At 59.3% G+C, this 22,414-nt stretch carries 17 protein-coding genes and 2 pseudogenes; 12 read left to right on the top strand and 7 right to left on the bottom strand.

The genetic code is table 11. The annotated features are described in order from the left end of the window. Positions 1-58: 58 nt before the first annotated feature. Together MME58_RS14780 and MME58_RS14775 are read right to left on the bottom strand one after the other, a co-directional pair. On the bottom strand, positions 59-847 hold the full coding sequence (locus MME58_RS14780; RefSeq protein WP_055004976.1) for a TIM barrel protein: 789 nt from the start codon (positions 845-847) through the stop codon (positions 59-61). Continuing rightward, entirely contained in the window at positions 844-1,866 is a 1,023-nt protein-coding gene (locus MME58_RS14775; RefSeq protein ID WP_055004977.1) for a Gfo/Idh/MocA family oxidoreductase, read from the bottom strand. Before MME58_RS14775 ends, MME58_RS14780 begins: the two co-directional genes overlap by 4 nt. 194 nt (positions 1,867-2,060) lie before the next feature. Between MME58_RS14775 and MME58_RS14770 the strand changes: the two genes are divergently transcribed. Next, positions 2,061-4,055, top strand: a complete 1,995-nt coding sequence (locus MME58_RS14770; protein WP_055004978.1) for a sigma-54 interaction domain-containing protein — start codon at positions 2,061-2,063, stop codon at positions 4,053-4,055. A 5-nt stretch (positions 4,056-4,060) separates the two neighbouring features. Here the strand turns inward: MME58_RS14770 and MME58_RS14765 are convergent. Continuing rightward, a pseudogene (locus MME58_RS14765) lies at positions 4,061-5,124 on the bottom strand (LacI family DNA-binding transcriptional regulator). A gap of 149 nt (positions 5,125-5,273) precedes the next feature. Between MME58_RS14765 and MME58_RS14760 the strand changes: the two are divergent. The 11 genes and pseudogenes from MME58_RS14760 (at position 5,274) to MME58_RS14710 (ending at position 17,818) form a co-directional block, all read left to right on the top strand. Continuing rightward, positions 5,274-6,362 (top strand): fatty acid desaturase family protein, encoded by a 1,089-nt coding sequence (locus MME58_RS14760; RefSeq protein WP_055004980.1) that lies wholly within the window; start codon positions 5,274-5,276, stop codon positions 6,360-6,362. A gap of 35 nt (positions 6,363-6,397) precedes the next feature. Then, complete coding sequence (locus tag MME58_RS14755) at positions 6,398-6,718, top strand: MocE family 2Fe-2S type ferredoxin (RefSeq protein WP_054987476.1); 321 nt, start codon at positions 6,398-6,400, stop codon at positions 6,716-6,718. Between the two features lie 18 nt (positions 6,719-6,736). Beyond that, positions 6,737-7,969: an NAD(P)/FAD-dependent oxidoreductase gene (locus tag MME58_RS14750; RefSeq protein ID WP_054987475.1), complete on the top strand. Its 1,233-nt coding sequence runs from the start codon at positions 6,737-6,739 to the stop codon at positions 7,967-7,969. Position 7,970: 1 nt separating this feature from the next. Beyond that, positions 7,971-8,819: a sugar phosphate isomerase/epimerase family protein gene (locus tag MME58_RS14745; protein ID WP_054987474.1), complete on the top strand. Its 849-nt coding sequence runs from the start codon at positions 7,971-7,973 to the stop codon at positions 8,817-8,819. Between the two features lie 469 nt (positions 8,820-9,288). Further along, the gene (locus MME58_RS14740) at positions 9,289-9,957 is read left to right on the top strand and encodes a DUF3313 domain-containing protein (protein WP_054987473.1); all 669 of its coding nucleotides are present in this window, start codon (positions 9,289-9,291) and stop codon (positions 9,955-9,957) included. 566 nt (positions 9,958-10,523) lie between these two features. Beyond that, positions 10,524-12,973 (top strand): annotated as a pseudogene (locus tag MME58_RS14735) (TonB-dependent receptor plug domain-containing protein). A gap of 41 nt (positions 12,974-13,014) precedes the next feature. Next, a complete protein-coding gene (locus MME58_RS14730) occupies positions 13,015-13,995 on the top strand; it encodes an amino acid ABC transporter permease (protein WP_054987471.1) in 981 nt (326 codons plus the stop codon). Then, positions 13,992-14,777, top strand: coding sequence for an amino acid ABC transporter ATP-binding protein (locus MME58_RS14725; protein WP_055004981.1), 786 nt, complete (start codon positions 13,992-13,994; stop codon positions 14,775-14,777). Before MME58_RS14730 ends, MME58_RS14725 begins: the two co-directional genes overlap by 4 nt. A 28-nt stretch (positions 14,778-14,805) precedes the next feature. Beyond that, complete coding sequence (locus MME58_RS14720; protein ID WP_055004982.1) at positions 14,806-15,735, top strand: ABC transporter substrate-binding protein; 930 nt, start codon at positions 14,806-14,808, stop codon at positions 15,733-15,735. Between the two features lie 23 nt (positions 15,736-15,758). Beyond that, the gene (locus MME58_RS14715) at positions 15,759-17,339 is read left to right on the top strand and encodes a flavin monoamine oxidase family protein (protein WP_055004983.1); all 1,581 of its coding nucleotides are present in this window, start codon (positions 15,759-15,761) and stop codon (positions 17,337-17,339) included. A gap of 44 nt (positions 17,340-17,383) precedes the next feature. After that, positions 17,384-17,818: a RidA family protein gene (locus MME58_RS14710; RefSeq protein ID WP_054987467.1), complete on the top strand. Its 435-nt coding sequence runs from the start codon at positions 17,384-17,386 to the stop codon at positions 17,816-17,818. Positions 17,819-17,861: 43 nt separating this feature from the next. Here MME58_RS14710 and MME58_RS14705 read toward each other — a convergent pair whose 3' ends face one another. The 4 genes from MME58_RS14705 to xylG all read right to left on the bottom strand — a co-directional run bounded on the left by MME58_RS14705 (position 17,862) and on the right by xylG (position 22,336). Continuing rightward, positions 17,862-18,569 (bottom strand): type III effector, encoded by a 708-nt coding sequence (locus tag MME58_RS14705; protein ID WP_233591019.1) that lies wholly within the window; start codon positions 18,567-18,569, stop codon positions 17,862-17,864. A 560-nt stretch (positions 18,570-19,129) separates the two neighbouring features. Beyond that, entirely contained in the window at positions 19,130-19,522 is a 393-nt protein-coding gene (locus tag MME58_RS14700; protein ID WP_233591020.1) for a CesT family type III secretion system chaperone, read from the bottom strand. A gap of 120 nt (positions 19,523-19,642) precedes the next feature. Further along, a complete protein-coding gene (locus tag MME58_RS14695) occupies positions 19,643-20,779 on the bottom strand; it encodes a sugar ABC transporter permease (RefSeq protein ID WP_054987465.1) in 1,137 nt (378 codons plus the stop codon). Next, positions 20,780-22,336 carry a D-xylose ABC transporter ATP-binding protein gene (gene xylG, locus MME58_RS14690; protein ID WP_055004984.1) on the bottom strand — a complete coding sequence of 519 codons (1,557 nt, stop codon included), beginning with the start codon at positions 22,334-22,336 and terminating at the stop codon, positions 20,780-20,782. Positions 22,337-22,414: the final 78 nt, after the last annotated feature.

Below are 22,414 nucleotides of genomic sequence, written 5' to 3'. Positions count from 1 at the left end.
CGTCAGATAAACCGCGCAAATCCAGCGCTTCTCAAGAACGAGTGCGCCAGATGCATTTTCAATCCAGCGTGAATGCCTTTTTGAAGCGTTCGAGCGCCGCTTCACTGTCGCCGCTGGCCCAGCCCTCAAGCCCTACGACGCCGGTGTAGCCCATGTCAAACAGGGCTTTGGCGATCGCCGGGTAATGAATTTCACCCGTACCAGGCTCCTGGCGGCCGGGGACATCCGCGACCTGAATTTCTCCGATGGCGCTGCCGGATCGCTGGATGAGTTCGATCAGGTTTCCTTCACCGATCTGCGCGTGGTACAGGTCCAGGTTCATCTTCAGGTGCGGACTGCCCACGGCTTCTATCAGCGCCAGTGTGTCTTCGGCGCGGGCGAACGGTGTGCCGGGGTGATCCACATGGGTGTTCAGGTTCTCCAGCAAGAACACCCGGCCAGCTTCCTCGCCAAGGCGGGCGAGTTTTTCCAGCGTTTTGCAGGCGCTCAACCACATGCGTCCAGTGACGCGGGCCACAGGCTTGACCGGCAAACCCCTGTCGTTCAGGCCCGTGCCATGCAGGTTCAGGCTCGGGCAATCGAGAAGGGCCGCAACCGCCAGTGATTCGCGAGCGCTGTCGAGCAGGTGCCCGATTGCGTCGGTATCGGTCAGGTTGCCATGGGTGTAACCGGTCATGGAGGTGAAATCGGCACCGGTGGCCGCCAGGGCTCCTATGTCCTTGTTGGTCCAGCCCCATATCTCGGCGCTGAAGCCCAGTGCGTGGATACGCCTGACACGCTCTGTAAAAGGCAAATCCAGAAACACCATCTCGGCACTGACCGCTAATGTGAACGGTATGAAACTCATGCGCCGACTCCTCGCGACACCATCACCGGCGTGCCTTGCTGGAACGATTCGATGCAGGCGCGGGCGATGGCCAGTGCCGCTCGTGCATCTTCGCCGCTAGCCATGGGTTTCGCTCCGCTACGCAGGCACTCGACAAAATGATTGAGTTCAGCAATGTAGGCATCTCGCAGCAGATCGGTGTCCAGTCGCCGGGTGTCGGTTTGTATGCCGTCGGCCAGATAGCGGATCAGGTCAGAGTCATTGACGTTGCCCATGGTCAGCATGCCGGCGCTGCCGAAGACCTCTCCCCGGACATCGTAACCGTAGACTGCTTGAAAACTGGCTTCGGCGGTAGCAATGGCACCGTTGTCGAAACGGATCACCACCACTGCGGTGTCCAGAAATCCAGTGTGCTTGAAGTTCGGGGCAATCAGCGCATCGGCCATGACAAATACGCTGACTGCCTCGGCCCCAGGGTTCAGGTAACGCAGGGTATCGAAGTCATGAATCAGGGTTTCGAGAAAGATCACCCATTGCGGTGAGGCAGACGGGTTGTTCAACGCAGGGTCGCGTGTTATCGAGCGCAACAGTTGCGGTGTACCTATGCGTCCCTCGACCACGTTCAGATGGGCTGTGCGAAAGCTTCTGGCGAAGCGCCGGTTGAAACCGACCTGCAAGGGCACGCGCGCATCGGCGGCGGCAGCGATGGCGCGGTCGGCTTCTTCCAGCGTAATCGCCATGGGTTTTTCGCAAAAGATACCCTTGCCGGCACGGGCCGCGCCGATGACCAGTTCCGCATGGCTGCGCGCGGGCGCTGCAATCAGCACGCCATCTATGTCGGGATCATCCAGCAATTGCCGAGGGTCGTTGTACACCCGATCCACCCCCAGTTCTGCGGCCAGACGTGAGGCCTGGCCGGGGGTTGGGTCAGCAATGGCCGCAAGGCAGGCACCGGGAATGTGATGGGCGGCCGTCTGAGCGTGGAAACTGCCCATACGGCCTGCGCCGATCAGACCCAGGCGGATGATTTTTTTGCTCATGAAATAACCCCTTTTTAATTGTTGTTCGATTATTGCCCAGCCGTCAGATGCCGGGCACAGGGATAGAGCAAGGCCTGTGCCATAAAATAAATGATTGATATATAAGGAAATTTTAAGAAAATCTGGTCCCTGAGTGTTCATTTAAATGACATGTCTATACTGACATGTTGAAAATATGAACACGGATAACCGTTATGTCCCTGCATTCGATGACCTTCAACGTGCAAGACCTCGACTACCTCGCAGCACTGGGGACTGTGGCGCTGAACAACGGCCCTGTACCCGAACTGGAACAGGCCTGGCGAGCGCGTCTGGATGGACTTGTCGAGCGTCCCGCGACGGTCAGGAAAGTCATATGGGATTCGTGGAGCCGCAGCATCGCAGGCGGTGTGGACCCTGCAGACAGCGAATACCGGTTCGTCGACCCTCACACGCTCGCGGCGACCCTGGCGGCCAATCGGGTACTGATTGCTGCAGCCGCTCAGGTCATGCATGGCTTGCTTGCCTATAACCCGAGAGGCCATATCAACCTCACCGACGCCGAGGGCACCACTCTGTATTTCTGCGGGCTGGATCTGACACCGGTAGGCACCCGCTTGCTGGAAGCGGTGCAGGGCACTAATTGCACAGGGCTGGCGCTGGCTGAGGATTCTCTGATGTATGTGCTGGCTGAAGAAAATTTCGGCACAAGTCTGCGTCAGCGACGGATGCATTGTGCAGCGGCACCCATTCGCAATGCTCAAGGTCAGACCCTGGCAATGCTGACCCTGACCGCCGAGCCTGGCTGGTTCCATTTTCACACCCTGGGCACTGTTCAGGCGGCAGCCGAGGCCGTCTCAAGGCAAATGGCGCTACAGACGTTGCTGGAAGAACAGCAAACCGTGCTTGAAGTGCTCAACGAAGGCTTGGTGGTGCTGGACGATCGAGGCTGTATCAAGGCGCTCAATCGCTATGCCCGGCAGCTTTTTCGAGTCGGGCTGGACTTGCTGGGCAGCCCGTTCCAGCGCTTGGGGCACAGCGAATTGAACGAACAGATTCTGACGCGCATTGGCGAGGGACTGCGGGACCTGGACTGCACGTTCGAGCTGCATGATTTCAGCCAGTTGTCCTGTCTGGTTTCGGTATGTCCGTTGGAGCAGGGCGGGCGTGTGGTGTCGTTGCGAGAGAACCGTCGTATTCGGGAAATCACTCGGCGGATTGTCGGCACTCAGGCCCGCTATACGTTCGAGACCATTCAGGGCTGTTCCCGGGCTATTGAAGATGCGTTGCACCTGGGGCGGATCGCCAGTCGCAGCGACTCCACCACGTTGATCCTGGGTGAGAGCGGCACTGGCAAGGAGTTGTTCGCCCAGGCAATCCACAATGCCAGTGACCGCAGGGGCGGACCTTTTGTGGCCGTCAATTGCGGCGCGATCCCCAGAGATCTGGTGCAAAGCGAGTTGTTCGGCCATGTCGAGGGCGCATTCACGGGGTCGGCTCGAGGTGGCTCCGCGGGCAAGTTCGAGCTGGCCGATGGCGGCACTATCTTTCTCGATGAGATAGGCGACATGTCATTCGATGCTCAGGTCAGCCTGCTGCGGGTATTGCAGGAGGGGGAGGTGACACGCGTCGGGGCGAAAAACTCGCGGCAGGTGGATGTGCGCATCATTGCAGCCACTCACCGTAACCTGAGTCAGGCGGTGGCCGAGGGCGCCTTCCGCGAAGACCTGTATTACCGGCTCAACGTGCTCAACCTCACCGTGCCTCCGCTGCGTATGCGTCGTGAAGACATTACGCTGCTGGCCCAGCATTTTCTTGATCGTTGTGCCCGGTCATTGCGCAAGCCAGTGCAGGGGGTTTCCGCGCAGGCGCTGGAATTGCTGGCTGCCTATGGCTGGCCGGGCAATGTACGAGAGCTGGAAAACACCATTGAACGTGCGACCAACCTGGCCATGGGCGAGTTTATCCAGCCAGGCGATTTACCCCTTGAAATCAGACAGCGTACCGGCCCCGTTGCAGCCACCCGGTTGCCAGCGCCCTTGGCGGCTCAGGACCTTGGCACCCACGAAATGCACGCGATCATTACTGCGCTCGAAAATACACGAGGCAACATCCGCCTTGCTGCCCGACAGCTGAACGTCTCCCGGGGCGGGCTGTACAACAAGATGAGTCGGTTTGGTTTGAGCGCCGGGGATTTTCGAGGGCTCTGACCCGGTCAGGCGGTGGCATTCTCCGAGGTCACGATGTGTAGCGGGACATGTACCCGATGCCTGATCGGATCGAATATTTCCGTGGTCTGCAGCTCGACCAGCAGGTCCATCAGTGCCTCGGCAATCTGACGTGGCTGGGAATCGATTACTGCATCAACCAGCCCCCGCGCGAGTGCAAGGCGCGACAATTCGGTGGACTCCTGCACGATGCAGCACAGCGGCGGACGCCTGGGCAGTTGCGACAGCGCGTTGATGATTCCATCGCCACCGCCGCCCACCACGCACAGCCCGCGCAGATCGTCATGGCGGGCCAGCAGGTCGAGGCTCGCTTCTTCGGTGATGTCACAGTTGTCGAGGTTGATCAACGGCTCCAGTGGCCGTAAGCCCGGTGCATGTTCGGCCAGGTAACTGTGCAGCCCCTCGACCCGTGCCTGATGGCCAAGAAAACGATGGCCACCGAGCAAGATGCCGATACTGCCTTCGCGTGCGCCGCAGGTGCGGGCCAGCAGCCATCCCATGGTGCGTCCGACCTGATAATTGTTCTGGCCGACATAGGGCTCATCGGCCTTCTCATGAATGTCTGAAAGCAGCGCTATCACCGGTACACCGGCCTGACGAATCTGCTCAAGGGCAGCGTTGATCTGCGGGTGGGCGAAGCTGACGACTGCGAGGCCGTCGCATTGCACTGCCAGATGCTCGAGCTGGGTAACGATAGCGCCTGGGCTGCGATCGAAGACATAGTCGAACTGGCAGGTCAGATTGGCGGCTATACGGCGCTGCGCTGCGTCGGCAATAGCGTGAGCGAGGTTGGCGTAGAACGCTTGTGCAGTGCCCAGCAGCAGTATGCCGAATCGGTAGGTGGGGCGTCGCTCCTGAATGCGTTGTCCAATCAGACGCGCTGCGAAATAACCCACCGCCTCTGCGGCCTTGAGCACTTGCTCCGCAGTGGCGGGGTTGACCGGGGCGCGGGCGTTCAGGACGCGATCGACAGTGGCGACACTCAAGCCCGCCTGCGCGGCAACGGTCGCGATGGTGGGGCGCTTGTTGTTATTCATGGTGAGCCCTTGATGCGTCTTGATAGAAAACTATCAAGCCCCGCAGATACTGGATGATAGCTTGATAGGGAATGTATTCAAGGCCTTGAGAGGGGTGAGTACGCTCTCTATATTTTCTGACGCAAGGTTCCTGAAAACCCCACACTTGCGGAGAACAATAACAATGCCTCAAGACAATACAGCCTGTCAGCGCGACTATCGCCTGACCGGCCCCGAAGCTGCGCGCGCAGCGGAAAAAGGCCTGGTATCTGCCGATTGGTACCAGTCGCCCATCCCTCGCCAACGCATGAAACAACTGATGCAGCGCCGTGACGCTCCTGCATTGCTCGACACTGCTATCTGGCTGCTGGCGCTGCTGGTGACCGGTTTTGGCGGCTACTGGTTCTGGGGCTCGTGTGCCTGTGTGCCGTTTTTTCTGGCCTACGGTGTGCTCTATGCCACGGCATCCAACCCGCGCTGGCATGAGACTGGCCACGGCACCGCCTTCAAAACCCGATGGATGAATGACGGGTTGTATCAGGTGGCCAGCTTTATGTGCATGTTCGAGCCCCATGTGTGGCTCTGGAGCCATGCGCGGCACCACACCGACACTATCGTGGTCGGCCGTGATCCGGAGATCGTCGAGCCGCGGCCACCGAGTCTGGTGATGATGCTCTTGAGCCTGTTCCAGATTCCCTTGTTGATCAAAACACTCAGTGGTGTGTGCCGGCATGCTGTCGGCCACATGAGCGAGCAGGAGAATGATTTCATTCCGGTAGCCGAATGGCCCAAGGTGTTTCTTGCCGCGCGTATCTGGATCGTGATTTATGCCGGAGTCGTTGGCGCTGCACTTTATCTGCAGAGCTGGCTGCCCCTGATGTACGTGGGTTTACCTACGCTGTACGGCGGCTGGCTGTCTTACCTGTTCGGCCTTACCCAGCATGTAGGGCTCGCAGAAGACGTGCTTGACCATCGCAGCAACTGCCGCACCATCTATATGAACCGGGTATTGCGCTTTCTGTACATGAACATGAACTACCACCTTGAACACCATATGTATCCAATGGTGCCCTACCATGCGCTGGCGCAACTGCATGAAGAGATTCGCCACGACTGCCCGCCGCCGTACGCCAATATGAGTGAAGCGTTCAAAGAGATCATTCCAACTCTGCTCAGGCAACGTCGCGACCCGACCTATTTCATCAAGCGTCCTGTGGCAAATGGTTCAGCACCCGCCACTGCACACCCACAGGCTGAAGCCACACTCGGCTGACACCTTCCTATTGTTCCCGAACGAGAGAGAGCGCCATGAACAATCCATGGATTGATGTATGCGCCGTGGGCGACATACAGGAGGAAGACGTCATTCGCTTCGACCACGGCCCGCACACCTATGCCGTTTACCGATCCGCCGACAACGAGTTTTTCGCCACGGCGGGCCTGTGCACCCATGAAAGGATTCACCTGGCCGACGGTCTGGTGATGGACCACGTCATCGAATGCCCCAAGCATAACGGTCGCTTCGACTATCGCAACGGCAAAGCCCTCGGGGCACCTGTCTGCGTCAATCTCAAGACCTTTGCCGTCCGCATAGAGGACGGCCGGGTTTTGCTTGCGGTCAGTGAATGAATGCCAGGAGTACATGCCATGAATGCTCCACTTGTTATCGTTGGCGCGGGCCATGCCGGTGGCCGTGCGGCGCTGACCTTGCGCGAACAGGGTTACGACGGCCGGCTGATACTGATCGGCGACGAGCCGCACCTGCCATATGAGCGGCCGCCGTTGTCCAAGAGCGTGCTGCAGGGGACTGTGGAACTGGGCGATTGCAGTCTGTGCGAGGAATCCGGACTTGCCGGGCTTGGCATCGAACATCTGGCGGGCAATCCGGTAATGCGTCTGGAGCCACAGCATCATCGTCTGCAACTGGCTAATGGTGAGCGCTTGCCTTATGACAGATTATTGTTGGCGACCGGAGGCAGGGCGCGTCGCTTGTCACAGATACCCGGGCACCTGAGCAATGTTTTCTACCTGCGCACTCACGATGAGGCGTTGGCGCTGCGTGGTGCCTTGATCCACGGTGCACGGCTGGTGATCATCGGTGCCGGGTTTATCGGCCTTGAAGTTGCAGCAACGGCGAGGGCCCTGGGTTGCCAGGTGACGTTGCTGGAAGCCGGACCTCGATTGGCCGGGCGGGTCCTGCCTGAAGAGGTATCCCGGGACCTTCTGGCGTTGCATCGGCAGCACGGCGTCGATGTGCGGCTGAATGTGGTGCTCGAAGGCGTGCAAGGCAGTCAGCGAGCCGAGTCGGTGCAGTTGGTCGACGGTCAGAGAGTGCCTTGCGACGTGCTGGTGGTCGGAATTGGCATGCAGCCTAACAGTGAGCTTGCAGCAGCGGCCGGCCTCGAGGTAGGGCAGGGGATACGTGTTGACACGATGCTGCGCACCAGCGCCCCGGACATCTTTGCCGCCGGGGATGTGTGTGAGTTTCGGTTATACCCGGACGGGGCCTACCAGCGTCAGGAAACCTGGCGTAACGCCGAAGCACAGGGGCGCCACGCCGCGTTGAATCTACTGGGGCACGAGCTTGCATTCGAGGGCGTTCCCGGCTTCTGGTCTGATCAGTATGACCAGAGCGTGCAGACCGTTGGCGTCATTGCACACACACCGCCTTCAGCCAGCCGCAGCCTGGCGTGCGGTGGGCGGCTGCTGTTCTACCTTGATGCGGATCAGCGCCTGCGAGGTGCCTGTGGCCTGGCACTGGGCAATAGTGTTGCCAGGGATATAAAGCTGTGTGAGCGATTGATCGCTGCCAACACTCCGCTGAGCCTTGCAGCGCTCAACGATCCCGAGTGCTCGCTTAAACAAATGCTGAGGTCATGACATGGCTCGGTTTCTGGTATTTCAGTCGCTGTGGGCCATGCAGGATCATCGCGGCCAATGCGATCTTTCCATCGAAGCGCAGCTGGACAGGATCGCCGCCGCCGGCTTTGACGGGATCACCGACCATTACTCGCAGGCACCCGCTGTCGCCTACCTGCATGCGGCGGCAAAGGCGCGCGGTTTGCAGATTGAAGGGCAGTTGTTTCCGCAGACGGTGGACGATCTTGCCAGAGCGCTCGACATCGCTTGCCGCTACGGTTGCCATCACCTCACCCTGCAGGCGGATGTGCGGCCGCGTAAGCTGGCTCAGGCGATGACCCTGGTCGAGGGCTGGCAGCGTCTCGCCGAGCAGGTGGATTTTCCGATTTTGCTGGAAACCCATCGATACCGCCTCACCAGTGATCTGTTGTTTACCCTCGATCTGTTGGCACAGATGCCTGATCTCAAGCTGTTGGCCGACTTGTCTCATTACGTGGTGGGGCGTGAGTTGCCAGAGTCCGCTGTAGCCGAAGACGACGAGCAGATTCACAATATCCTGCGCCACAGTTGGGGGTTTCACGGCCGCGTAGCCGATGGCGAGCACGTTCAGGTGCCTCTGAGCTTTGCCCGGCATCGACCCTGGCTTGAGCGGTTTTTGGGCTGGTGGCGTTATGGAGTCGAGGATTGGCTGGCCCGGCCTCATAAACCGGCAAGCCTGTCTTTCACTTGCGAATTGGGCCCACCCCCGTATGCAATAACAGGACGTGACGGACGCGATATTTCAGATCGCTGGAGCGAAGCACTGTGGCTCAAAGCACTGATTCGCGAGGTCTGGAATGATTGCCTGGAGAAGCATGAACATCGTGCATGACCCGTTCCAGAGCTTGAACACGCGTCCTCACAGCCTTTTACTTCCTTTAGGCCCGTCACTTGTCTGCTGATGAAGCAATGCACACGATTCGCGTCGCTGGCAGGTACCTCACCGGCTATCACTGCCAGAGGCTGACTACCCAAACCCTTCAAAAGTATGCCGGTGTGTACATTTTAGATTGACGAGCAGCCGACATCGGTCTAAAACTATACAAGCCGGTACAGTTATGCATTGCTGAATGCACTGCAGACAAATGCACAAAGCTGTTCGGCAGCGCCTTTCAGAGCAGTCTGCTGGTGAACCATTGAATGCCGTGCAATGCGGTATGGCCGGGCGTGCATCGCCCGCACCAGGAAAAAGAGAACGCCTTAATACAAACAATGCTGCTCAAGCGCGCTGCCTATAAGCGTGCCTGATGGATGGTGAGCGTTTGAAATGTCAATGACCGGATCGAGTGGGAGAATTCTGCATGCGCGACGTTAAACAGATGAAGTGGGCCGGGCTTTTGTTACTGGGTTTTCTGGTCACGGGGTGTGCCAGTCACGACCCTTCGCCTTATTCAGGCATTGAGTCCTCGCTTGAGATGCGCCCCAACGAGCAGGACAGCACAGGACGCATACCGTTTAAATACATCGCCGCACCCAACTGGAACAAATACGATCAGATCATGCTTGAACCCGTGGTGATTTACTCGGGGGCGGATGCTCAGTTTTCAGGTCTGGAACGCACAGACAGAATAACCCTGGCCAACGATATGACGGTCAAGTTCTCAGAGGCGTTAGGCAGGCACTTTCGATTCACGGCGACGCCCGGGCGTGGGACGTTGAGGATTCGTCTCACACTGACAGGTGCCGAAACCACGGTGGCCGGGCTGTCTACGTTCTCCAGATTCGACATCGGCATGGGTTCCTACAATCTGGTTCAGGCTGCCCGCGACCGAAAGGGTACGTTTACCGGGTCTGTCAGTTACGCCGTCGAGATCTACGATGCGTCCACCTCGCAACTGCTGGAGTCCTATGTCACCCGGCAGTATCCAAAAGTCTATGACATCAGCTCGACCTTCGGACGTCTGTCGGCGGCGCAGGCAGGTATCTCAAGAGGGGCGGATGAGCTGGTTGACGTGCTGCTTTCCAGATAGATCATAGTCGGGGCTTCAGACCTGCTGACCGGGGCTTCCGGTCAGCAGGACATGCGACGATTAAAAATAATATTTATGAATGATAATAAATATAAAGATCAGAAATAATAATATTAGCTTATGACCAAATAGAATTATATTTTAAAAATTGATTCCGTTATGTTTGGTTTCAACAGCCTACCCCTTACCTCGGATGGTACCAGTCTTGATCGAGATTCTGTGTCTCGTGCCGCCAGCCCGCGCAGCATGACAGGGGCCATGTAGCACTGAGCCCCAAAGCAGAATCGTTGGAAGGGAGTTCGACGTATGTTGCCTGTTCAATCCTGCCATTGGCTTCATCTCTTTCGCTCTGTCGTTGACAGGCGTGTCGCAATACCTCCGCGCTCGACCGTTTTCCACCCCATGCCCCGTCCTCGCCGCTGAGTGCCGAACCCGGTCCGCAGATTTCTCTGCGCGTCGGTAATCACTTTTAAAACGTGCAGGCCACGCCGTCACACCGACCGCCGGGATGCACGACTTCGCGATCTGGAGGGGTGGCTGGCATGACGGCCATTTCTGGAGTGGATATGAAACAAGCCTTACAACGTGTCCGAATCTCGACTGCTGTGCTGGGCTACTGCCCTTTGACGTTGGCGATAGGGGGCGTGTTGCTGTCAGGGACGATAAAGGCCGAGGAAAAAACAGCCGGGGATGACCCGCGTACCTTGTCCACCGTGGTAGTCACCGGTAATCGTGGTGCCGAGCAACGTACCGTGACCAGCAGTCCGGTGCCGATCGATGTGGTCAGCGCCAGACAATTACAGAGCACCGGCAAGCCCGGCCTGATGGAAGCATTGAGCGCAGTGATTCCATCGCTGAGCCTGCCGGAAAAGACTGGCTGGGACGCCAGCGGTATCGCCCGTGCGCCCAACCTGCGTGGCCTCAGCGCCGCCGAAGTGCTGGTGCTGGTCAACGGCAAGCGCCGGCATACCAGTGCCACCCTGAACATCAACGGCATCAACACTGGGGCTGCTCCGGCTGACCTGGACCTGATCCCCATAAGTGCCATCGACCATGTTGAAGTGCTGCGTGACGGTGCAGCGGCCCAATACGGCTCTGATGCCATCGCCGGGGTCATCAACGTCATCCTCAAGGCCGACATCAACGGCACGTCGGTGACCAACGCCGGGCTTGGTTATGACGGCAAGAAACAGACCGTGCAGCAAAGCCTCAACAAGGGTTTCGAGATCGGCGACGGGGCATAGTGCAACTGGCGCTGGACGCCCGCAGCCAGAACGACGACAACAAGGCCAGCGCCAACGGTTACAGTTATGAGCAGGCCTACGACCTGGCAGGCAAGTCCACGTATGGCGGCTACGGCACGCCGAAGACCAATCTCCTGACCCTGGGTTACAACGCCGAACTGCCGATTCACGACAGCTTCAGTCTGTATTCCTTCACCACGTACTCACGGCGCAAGGCTGAGCAGGGGCAGAATTTTCGCCTGCCGACCATCGCCAATACCATCACCACCGGACCTAATGGTTACCCGGCGGGGTACACGCCGACCTGGTACATCGACGAAGACGATTTTCAGGCTGCATTCGGCGGCAAAGGCACGCTTGGTGAGTGGGCCTGGGATCTGTCCAGCACCTATGGACGCAACGAGGCAGAGCAGGGCACCACGCACAATCAGAACCCGTCACTTGGTGAGGCCACGCCCAACAGCTTCACTTCCGGCACATGGATATCCACTGAGCTGACCACCAACCTGGACTTCAAGCGCAGCTTCGATGTAGGCCTGCAAAAGCCTCTCGATCTGTCCTACGGCTTCGAGCACCGGCGCGACACGTATGAGGTGCAGGCCGGTGACTACGAGTCCTATGCCAACGGTGGCTACTGCATTGCACCCGGCAATTGCGCCTCGTCAGGGGCGCAGGTCACCAACGGTATCTCGCCCGAGGAACAAAGCAGCGCCTCGCGTAACAGTGTCGCCAGTTATATCGACGCATGCTTCAACCCTGTGCCTGACTGGTATGTCGGCAGCGCATTTCGCTATGAACATTACAACCAGGGCGTAGGCGCAACGCGCAGCGGCAAGCTGACTACACGCTACGACTTCACGCCACAATTTGCCGTCCGTGCGACCGTCAGTAACGGCTTCCGTGCGCCTTCCCTTGCCAACAGCCTGTTCAGTGCGCGCTCGACCACCTACGGCGTGGTGGACGGCGTTTATCAGTCGATCAACTACGGCGTATTGCCAACCGGTTCCGGGGCTGCGAAAGCGTTGGGGGCCGAAAACCTCAAGCCGGAGCGCTCCACCAACTTCAGCCTCGGCTTCACGCTGACGCCTACCGATCGCCTGAGCCTGACGGCCGATGCCTATGTGATCAATCTGCGTGACCGTATCACCCTGACCGGCACCCTGCTGGGCGACGAGGTCACTCAGGTGCTGCTCAACAATGGTATCGATTCGACCTCTGGCGGCCAGTACTTCATCAACGGTGCTGACACCCGCACCAAGGGCCTGGACCTGGTCAGCCACTACAGCCAGGACCTGGGCCAGTATGGCTCGGTGAAGTGGACGGCAGCGTTCAACTGGAACCAGACAAAAATTCTCGGCTACAAGGAGTCCACCGCAATCCTCGGTACCTCCTATGAGTTGATGGACCGCGAGGCGCGCAACCTCATCACCGGCGTGCAGCCACGCACCAAGCTGATTCTGGGCGGCGACTGGAGTCTTGAGCGCTTCAACCTGAACCTGACGCTGACCCGTTACGGCTCTTACAAGGAGGTCAATGCCTCGGCCGATCGTGATCTGGATCGAGTCTACGCAGCCAAATGGATCACTGATCTGGACCTTGGCTACACCCTCAGCAAAAACCTCGACGTTGCCGTCGGGGCCAAGAACCTGTTCGACATCTATCCGAAAAAGCAGGGGGTTCCCAGCAGCACCATGGTCAGCAGTTACGGCACCTATTCGCCCTACGGGTTCACCGGTGGCTACTACTACACCCGGCTGACTTACGCCTTCTAAGGCCAGCACCTGACAACCCATATTGCCTGCGAGGAACAAACATGACCATTGTCGCCAAACCCTATGATTTCATTGATGAGGAGCGTCGTTATCCGCCGCGCCAGAGCCGGGCATCAACACCACCAATCAAGGCGTTGCAAGTGGTACCGGCCCGGCATCCCGGTCGCTGGATGGGGACGGTATTCGCTGCACTGGTGCTGATCGCCGTTGTGTATTCGCTGGCGACCAACCCCCGTTGGGAGTGGGGCGTCTTTGGCCAGTGGTTCTTCTCTCCATCGGTGCTGCGCGGGCTTGGGCAGACGCTGCTGTTGACGCTGCTGAGCACGGTGTTCAGCAGCGTTCTCGGCACGGCGCTGGCGTTGGCACGTCTGTCGGGCTCGCCGCTGCTGGCGGCGCTGGCCTGGGGTTACATCTGGTTTTTCCGCTCGATGCCGGCGCTGCTGGTGTTGATCATCCTCTACAACTTCGCCTACCTGTACGACCGTATCGTACTGGGGGTGCCGTTCACCCATCTGGTCTTCGCCGAATGGTCGACGGTAGATGTGCTCAGCCAATTTACGGTGGCGGTACTGGGCCTGAGCCTGATGCAGGCGGCGTATACCGCAGAAATCATTCGTGGCGGCCTGATCGGTGTCGACGCTGGCCAGCATGAAGCAGCCGCGGCCCTGGGCCTGCCTGCATCGCGACGGGTGTTCCGTATCATCCTGCCCCAGGCGCTGCGCTCGATTCTGCCTTCGGGATTCAACGAAATCATCGGTCTGGTCAAGGGTACGTCGATTGTTTACGTGCTGGCCTTGCCGGAGCTGTTCTACACCGTACAGGTCATCTACAACCGGACCCAGGCGGTGATTCCGTTGCTGATTGTTGCCACCGTCTGGTACCTGATCATCACCACGCTGCTGACCAGCGCGCAATACTACGTCGAGCGGTATTTTGCGCGCGGTACGGCGCGTGTCTTGCCGCCGACACCCCTGCAGCGAGTGCGCGGCTGGCTCAAGCCGGGGCAGGGGGACGCATCATGAGTGAAGTCTCGACTCCGGTTCGCGCAGGACGCATTCAGATCCAGGGCGTGGGCAAGCGCTTTGGCAGTCAGCAGGTGCTCAAGAACATTGACCTGACCATCGAGCCAGGCAAGGTCACGGTGATTCTCGGACCTTCCGGTTCCGGAAAATCCACATTGCTGCGCACCATCAACCATCTGGAAAAGATCGACAGCGGCTACATCACCATCGACGGTGACTACGTGGGTTATCGGCGCAAGGGTGATCTGCTCTATGAGCTCAAGGAGCGCGAGATTCTCAAGCGGCGGATTGAGGTCGGCTTTGTGTTCCAGAATTTCAACCTGTTCCCGCACCTGACCGCCTGGGAAAACATTGCCGAAGCAGCTCTGGCCCACAAACGCTGGAGCAAGGCCGACGCGCAGGCAAGAGCAGGTGAGTTGCTGGCCAGGGTCGGTCTGGCGGACAAGGTGGACGCTTACCCACGCCAGCTTTCCGGTGGTCAGCAGCAGCGGGTCGCCATTGCCCGGGCGCTGGCGCTGGACCCCAAGGTTCTGCTGTTCGATGAACCCACCTCGGCCCTCGATCCCGAACTGGTCGGCGAGGTACTGGACGTCATCAAGGGGCTCACTCGTCTGGGTGTCACGCTGGTGGTGGTGACCCACGAGATTGGCTTTGCCCGGGAAGTGGCGGACCACGTGGTGTTTCTCTGTGACGGCCAATTGATTGAGCAAGGGCCGCCGGAACAGGTGTTCCACCACCCCCGACATCCTCGCACCGCTGCCTTCCTCGGCAAGGTGCTGTGAATTTTCCGTTTTCAAGGAGCAATTACTGATGTTAGTGAACACTGCCCGTATGGCCCTGCTGACGATTGCCGTCGGCGTGGCGCAAAGTGCTTTTGCTTCGACTGCGCAACCGTTCGACCTTAGCCCCGACCGACAACGCATCCATGTACCGCGCAATGAGGCTGCCATCGCGCAGATCCCGGCGGGCTTCAAATTTGCCCAGCCGGGCAAGTTTACCGTGGCGGTTTCCGGTGTGGCCGGGCCGCCTTTGGCGCTGTTGGCCAATGACGACAAGACCACCATCGGCAGTGAGGCCGATACCGCGCAGCTGGTGGCGGACAGCCTGGGCCTGCAATTGAACGTGGTGCAGACCAGCTGGGAGGACTGGCCGCTGGGCGTCAGTTCGGGAAAATACGACGCAGTGATCAGTAACGTCACCGTGACCGAAGCGCGCAAGAAGCGCTTTGATTTCGCCACCTACCGCCAGGATGTCCTGGGCTTCTACGTCAAGGCCAACAGCAACATCAGCGAGATAAAACAGGCGTCGGACATTGCCGGGCTGAAGGTCATCGTCGGCTCCGGCACCAATCAGGAAAAGGTCCTGCTGGCGTGGAACGAGGCCAACGAAAAGGCCGGTATCAAGCCTGCGCTGTTGCAGTATTTCGATGACCAGGCGGCTGCGCAGCTTGCCATTCAGTCGGGTCGCAGTGATGCGCTGTTCGGGCCCAATTCGGTGTACGCCTATTCGGCCGCCATTACCGGTGGCATCAAGCGGGTGGGTACGGTCAACGGCGGCTGGCCACTGCAAGCGGATATCGCCGTGACCACGCGCAAGGACAATGGCCTGGTCAAGCCGATTCACACTGCACTGGAAGGCGCGATTGCCGGTGGACAGTACGAGCAGGTGCTCAAGCGCTGGGGCCTGGACGTGGAGCGTGTCGACCGGTCGCTGATCAACCCGCCCGGCCTGCCGGACTGAAGCCTTCGAGGGAGTATGAGGACATGGGACTGACACGACGTGAAGCACTTTCCAGCATCGCTGCCGTGGGCGGCGAAAAGGCCGTCAAGGACGTGCTTGCGGTGCTGGGGCTGGGACCTTCGTCACACCGAAGGCCCCAACCGCTGAAACTCGGCGACGGACTGGGGCATGGCACCCGCGTACTGGTGCTGGGGGCCGGTATCGCCGGGCTGGTTACTGCGCTGGAGCTGAAACGGGCAGGGTTTACCGTGCAAATGCTGGAGGCTCGTGATCGGGTGGGCGGTCGTAACTGGACCCTGCGCAATGGCGATCGGGTGAACTACAAGGATGGCCGCACGCAGACCGTGGGCTTCGAGCCGGGGCTGTATTTCAATGCCGGGCCGGCGCGCATTCCCAGCCAGCATCGCACGCTGCTCGATTACTGCAGTGAGCTGAGCGTGCCGCTCGAAGTGCTGGTCAACAGCAGCCATGGCGCTCAGGTTCGCCCTGACCTGAAAAAGCCGGCTTTCACTGTCGGCCAGGCCATCAACGATGCTCGCGGCCACCTCTCGGGCCTGCTGGCCAAGGCCGTACAGCGCGATGCGCTGGACGATGTATTGAGCGATGAAGAACGCCGGCGTCTATTGGCGTTTTTGCAGGTGTACGGCGACCTCTCGCAGGAGCTGGCGTATGAAGGCAGCCTGCGTTCGGGACATCGGGAGTCGCTCTCGCATCCGGGAGCATTGCCGATCAGTGCGCAACCGCTGGCGCTGGAGTGCCTGCTGCATCCCGAGCTGTGGGGTGCGCTGCTGCACACTGAATTTCCCGAGTTCTCGGCCACCATGTTTCAGCCGGTCGGCGGCATGGACCGTATTACCGATGCTTTTTACCAGCGCCTCACCGAGCAGGTGCAACTGGGCGCACAGGTGCGGCAGATCCGTCAGCGGGATGAGGGTGTGGCGGTCACCTACCACGACAAGCACAGTGGCCGCGAACAGACAGTGCACGCCGATTATCTGGTGTCGACCCTGCCACTGCCTTTGCTGGCCAGGCTGGACACCGACTTCAGCGACCCGGTCAAGGCTGCCTTGCTCAGCACCCGCAACGATCAGGCGACCAAGGTGGCGTGGCAATCCCCGCGGTTCTGGGAAACCGATTACCGGACTTACGGTGGCCTGTCGTGGATCGATCATCCGGCACGTCTGTTGTGGTATCCCAGCAATGACCTGAACACCCGCGAAGGTTTGCTGGTTGCCGGTTATGTAACCGGGGAGGGGGCCGATGTGTTCGGCGCAAAACCCTTTGATGCGCAATACGCTGCCTCCAGAGAGGCAGTAGAACTGCTGCATCCGGGTTATTCGCATCACTTGCGCAGTCCGCTGGCAGTGTCCTGGGAGCAGATCCCCTATAGCGAAGGCCCATGGCTGCAACGCGAACATTTTCCGGCCGATGCCAGCGCCTTGCTGGATCAGCCTCACGGACGTGTGTACTTCGCTGGCGACGGCCTGGTGCAGAGCGGCGTCGGCATCTGGCAGGAGTCTGCCGCCAACTCGGCGCGCCATGTGGTCGGGCAACTCGGTGAGCGTGTCACCCGACAACGACAGACCGCAGTCCTCGCGGCATAGTGAACGCCCATTGCAGCAAAAACGTCCATTGAAGGAGAAATACCATGAGCGACAGCATTCAACGCACCAGCGTTGGCGACTTTCCGGTTTCGCAAACAGTGACGGTGCCAGCCTCGAGCAGCCTGATATTCGTCAGCGGAACGTTGCCGGACGTTGACGACCCGCATGCCCCTGCGGGTACGCCCGCCGCCTACGGCAACACCGAAGTGCAGACCGTTTCGGTGTTTAACAAGCTGCGTAAAATCCTCCGGCAACAGGACCTTGATCTGGGCGATATCGTCCAGTTACGAGTGTTTCTGGTAGGTGCCGAGGAAACCGGCGGCAAGCTCGATTTTGTCGGTCTGCAGGCCGGTTACACGCAGTTCTTCGGTACGCACGACCAACCCCTGAAACCCGCACGCACGGCACTGCAGGTGGTGGCGCTGCCATTGCCGGGAGCGCTGATAGAAGTCGAGGCTGTAGCGGCCAGGCGCACGTGAACACAGTGCCTTCTTTGTAGCCTTGAATGCGCGCCTTCGAGGGTCAGTCTTTATCGGGCAAAACTTTTTCCCAGTGCATCAGCAGATCTTCACGCAGCATGCCCAGTGCCTGTCGTTGGGTCTTCAGGTCAGGTGAGAAAAAGGCGGCATCAAATATGATGCCCATGCGCTCGTGGCTCTTCTCGGCTTGTAATTGTGCCTTTTTTGCCTGCTCGGGCTGCATGTCCGAGAAGCTGAAAACCGGGAGCATGTTAAGTGTCCAGCTCTTGGGCAAAGGCTGACCACTGGCGAGCAAGGCACCTGCGTAGCACTCGGCCAACTGCTGCGAGCCCCGCATCATTCCGGCTCTGTACAACTCCTGCTCGGTGCGGCTGGACGCAAGTCTGGGATAGATCCGGGCAGCGGCTTTGGCAACTTCACCGATGGCGTCATCGTCGCCGCCGAAGAACGCCTTCAGCAGCGTATCTTCGCCAACAGCGCCTTCAATGCGTTTCGCCGCGCCGGGCCAGGAGTCTCCTGTGGCCAGTTTGAAACCGTGATAAGGGTCTTTGGCCAAAGGGATCGGCAAAAGACGTTTCGGCGGTGGCAGCTTTTCCGTGAGATGAGTGGTCAGACCTTCGTTCAGGGCTTTCCAGTGCGGATGATGGATGTGGCGATCCCGGAACTCCGGGTGGGTGTAACAGTGAATGAACTCGTGCCCTGCGACGTCGGCCGGGTGACTTTCAAACGCAATGTTGGGGTTCAGTTTCACCTGTCGGGTTCTATAGTTCCACAGACCTGCTACGCCAGACGGGATGTCGTGCGTGACATCCGCCTTTGCTTTGAAACAGTCACTGTCTTTAGGAATGTGGTCGCCATAACGCTCCAAAACCGTGTGGTTACCTTGTACAAGATCTGCTGGCGAGGAACGATGCTGGAGGTTGATGGCGGCCCACAGACTGCCACCCGGATCTTTCGCAAAGTCTCCTGGAAATCTCGCCATGCGGTAGCCGGCAGTCAATGAAAGAACGCCCACCATCATTTGAGCAAAAAGCTTTATCGGATTGATATTCGATGTTTGTCGATCAGGCGCGGGGCCCGCTTCATCTGTTGCCACGCTGCCGGATGTTGAAGAACTCGCGTGCGCCGCCTCGCTCGCCGCCGCGGCTGACGCTCGCAAGCGCAAAGGCGATGGCGCGTCCATGGGCGGCAGTGGCCGCTGACCTTGCGCAGCATCCAGTCGCATCGGCGTGGGGCTTGCGGGGCCCTCAACAGCATGGGCTGTAGTGGTTTGTACGGTAGGATCAATTTTGTTCAACACGGGTTCTGCCCTCAACGATGACGCAGGCGCTGGGCGGTGTTACGCAACTCAAGCGTCGTTTCGGCAAAGTTAGCCAACAGGTTTTCGAATCGGGCCTTGTCCAGCGCGAGAAAGTCATGCTCGTAGGAGTACACCAAAGTGTTTTCATCCGGGTTGATGGTCAAGGCACCGCGCCGCAGTCGCAGACCCGGAAACGCGTGGGCGAGCAGATTGCGCAAGAGCATGTCGTCCTGCGGATCAGCGCGCAGATCGATGATCTCAGCCAGTATCGTGAGGCTATCGCCGATCACATGCAGTGAGAGGTTCATTCCTTTCTGCCACTCGACAGCCTGCGTCGCAGGCTTGTCGTTACCCGCTTGACCACGCATATTCAGCAGCTTTTGCAGGGTGAATGATGAGTTCATTGCCAATACCCGTAGACATTCATATCTTCGGTGAGTGGCTGGAACGCAAGCTACGGTTCCTTGTATCCCGATCAATAGTTGTGTCTATCGAAGCCAGCAAGTCCGGGATCAACTGCTCAGCTACCGCCGACCGGCCCGCGTACTGACATCCACCCATACCGCCAGTACCAGGATCCCGCCCTTGACGATCATCTGCCAGTAACTGTCGACGTCGAGCATGGACATGCCGTTATCGAGACTGGTGATGACCAGTGCGCCGAGCAGGGCACCATAGACAGTGCCCGAGCCACCGCGCATTGATGTACCGCCGATGAAGCAGGCTGCTATGGCGTCCAGTTCGCCCATGTTGCCGGCCGAGGGCGAGCCTGCTGCCAGACGTGCGGTGTTGACCAGCCCGGCGAAGGCGCACATGACGCCCATGATGCCGAAGATCCACAGCTTCACAGCCTGCACGTTGATGCCGGATAACCGCGTCGCTTCCATGTTGCTGCCGACCGCGTAGACACGCCGTCCGAAGACCGTCTGGCTGGTGACGTAGCTGAACACACCGAGCAGAACCAGCAACAGCAACACCGGCACGGGGATCCCGTCGTAGCTGTTGAGTACGTAGACGAACCCACCCAGTACAGCACCGATCAGCACTACGCGTAATCCATCACGAATCATCGAATGGGCTGCCAGCCCATGCAGAGCCCTGTTGCGCCGTTGTCTCCAGGTCAGGAAGAGCGTCAGTGCCAACAACAGGATACCTAGCCCGGTTCCCACTGCGTGCGGTAGATAGCCCTGACCGATGTAAACCAGCGACGGCGAAACCGGGGCGATGGTCGTACCGCCGGTAATCCCCAGCAGAATGCCACGAAACGCCAGCATGCCACCCAGACCGACAATGAACGACGGAATCCGCAGGTAAGCAGTCATGTAGCCATTCGCCAAACCGATCATCAGGCCGCACAGCGCTACCAGACTGAGGTTCGCCAGCAGCGGGACGTGGTACACCACATCCAGAATTGCCGCCAGGCCGCCGAGCAGGCCAAGCAATGAACCCACTGACAGATCAATCTCGCCGCTGATGATCACCAGCACCATGCCGCACGCCAATATGCCGGTAATCGACATCTGCCGCAGCAGGTTGGAGAGGTTGCGCGGAGTCAGAAACCCGCCGTCGGTCTGCCAACTGAAGAACAGCCAGATAACGGCAATGGCGATCACCAGTGCAAGCATTTTGTAGCGGGTGAAGAACTGTTTGACCTGATTCATCTACGCGGTCTTCCGGGCATTATGGTGAGGGTCCTCTGGATGGCTGAGGGCCGCGGCGAGCACCTGCTCCTGAGTGAGTTCGTGGTTGATGAAGTCGCCGCGTAACTGGCCTTCGCCAATCACCAGCACACGGTCGGACACCCCCAGCACTTCGGCCAGCTCCGAAGACACCATGATGATCGAAACGCCCTCGGCTGCCAGCGCGCCCATCAGCTTGTAGATCTCGTACTTGGCACCGACATCGACACCGCGCGTGGGCTCGTCGAGAATCAGCACGCGCGGCCGGGTCAGCAGCATCTTCGCCAGCACGGCTTTTTGCTGGTTGCCACCGGACAGACTGGTGATCGGCAGAAACGGGCTTGCCGTCTTGAGGTGCATGCGCGAGATTTCCCGGTCGATGCTGCCCAGCTCGGCCTCGGTGTCGATGCGGGTCATTCTCGAGTAGTTGCCAAGTACCGCGAGGGTGATGTTCTGCCCCACGCCCAGGTCCGGAATAATGCCTTGGCGTTTGCGGTCTTCAGGGACCATGCACAGGCCGGCGCGGATTGATTTGAGCGGCGTACGTGTGTCGATTGCCTGGCCATCGAGCCACACTTCACCGCTGTATCGACCGGGATAAGCGCCGAACAGGGCCGACACCAGTTCGGTACGGCCCGCGCCCACCAGCCCGGCGATACCGAGGATTTCCCCGCGCCTGAGGACGAACGATACATCGTCGACCCGCTTGCGCCCGGGGTTATCGACGTCGTAGCAGGTAATGTGCCGCGCTTCGAAAATCACCTCACCGACGTCATGGCGTTCGGTGGGGTAGAGGTTGCTCATCTCGCGTCCGACCATCTGAGTGATGATCTGCGGGATGTCCATATCTGCCATGGCTGTGGTGGCGATGTGTTTGCCGTCGCGAATGACTGAAATGGTGTCGCACACGGCCGCCACCTCATCGAGCTTGTGCGAGATGTACACGCACGCCACGCCTTTGGCTTTCAGGTCCCGAATAATGTCCAGCAGCACCTCGATCTCCGAGCGGGTCAGGGCCGAAGAGGGCTCATCGAGAATCAGCAGACGCGCCTTCTTGTTCAATGCCTTGGCGATTTCCACCAGCTGCTGGTAACCGCCGCCGTACCGGGAAACCGGCAGCGCCACATTCATGTCCGGCACTTTGAGCTCGTGCATCAAGACTTCGGCACGGTGGATCATGGCCGGATAGTTCATACGCCCGCCGGAAAGCGTCAGCTCATGACCCATAAAGATGTTTTCGGCCACCGACAGGTCTGGAACCAGCGTCAGTTCCTGATGAATGATGACGATCCCCGCCGCTTCCGTTTCGCTGATCGATTGAGCCTTGAGCGGTTGGCCGTCCCAGAGAATCTCGCCATTCCAGGTGCCGTAGGGGTAGACCGCCGACAGGACCTTCATCAACGTGGATTTGCCCGCGCCGTTCTCGCCGCACAGGCCGACGCATTCACCGGGCCTGACCTTGATGTCGATGCCGTTCAGGGCCTTGACGCCGTCAAAGCTTTTGACGATGCCGTTCATTTGCAGCAGGTAGTCGGACATGGCACAGGGCTCATACGAAGGTGTGATGGCTTGGCCTGAGCGGCGACCCTGCCTGATCGCGTTGCAGGGTCGCGCTCT

The organism is Pseudomonas syringae pv. tagetis, from assembly GCF_022557255.1.
In the GTDB taxonomy this organism is placed as follows: domain Bacteria; phylum Pseudomonadota; class Gammaproteobacteria; order Pseudomonadales; family Pseudomonadaceae; genus Aquipseudomonas; species Aquipseudomonas caricapapayae.
Note: the sequence above shows the minus strand (reverse complement) of the source record. Positions and strands in the feature narration are given on the sequence as shown.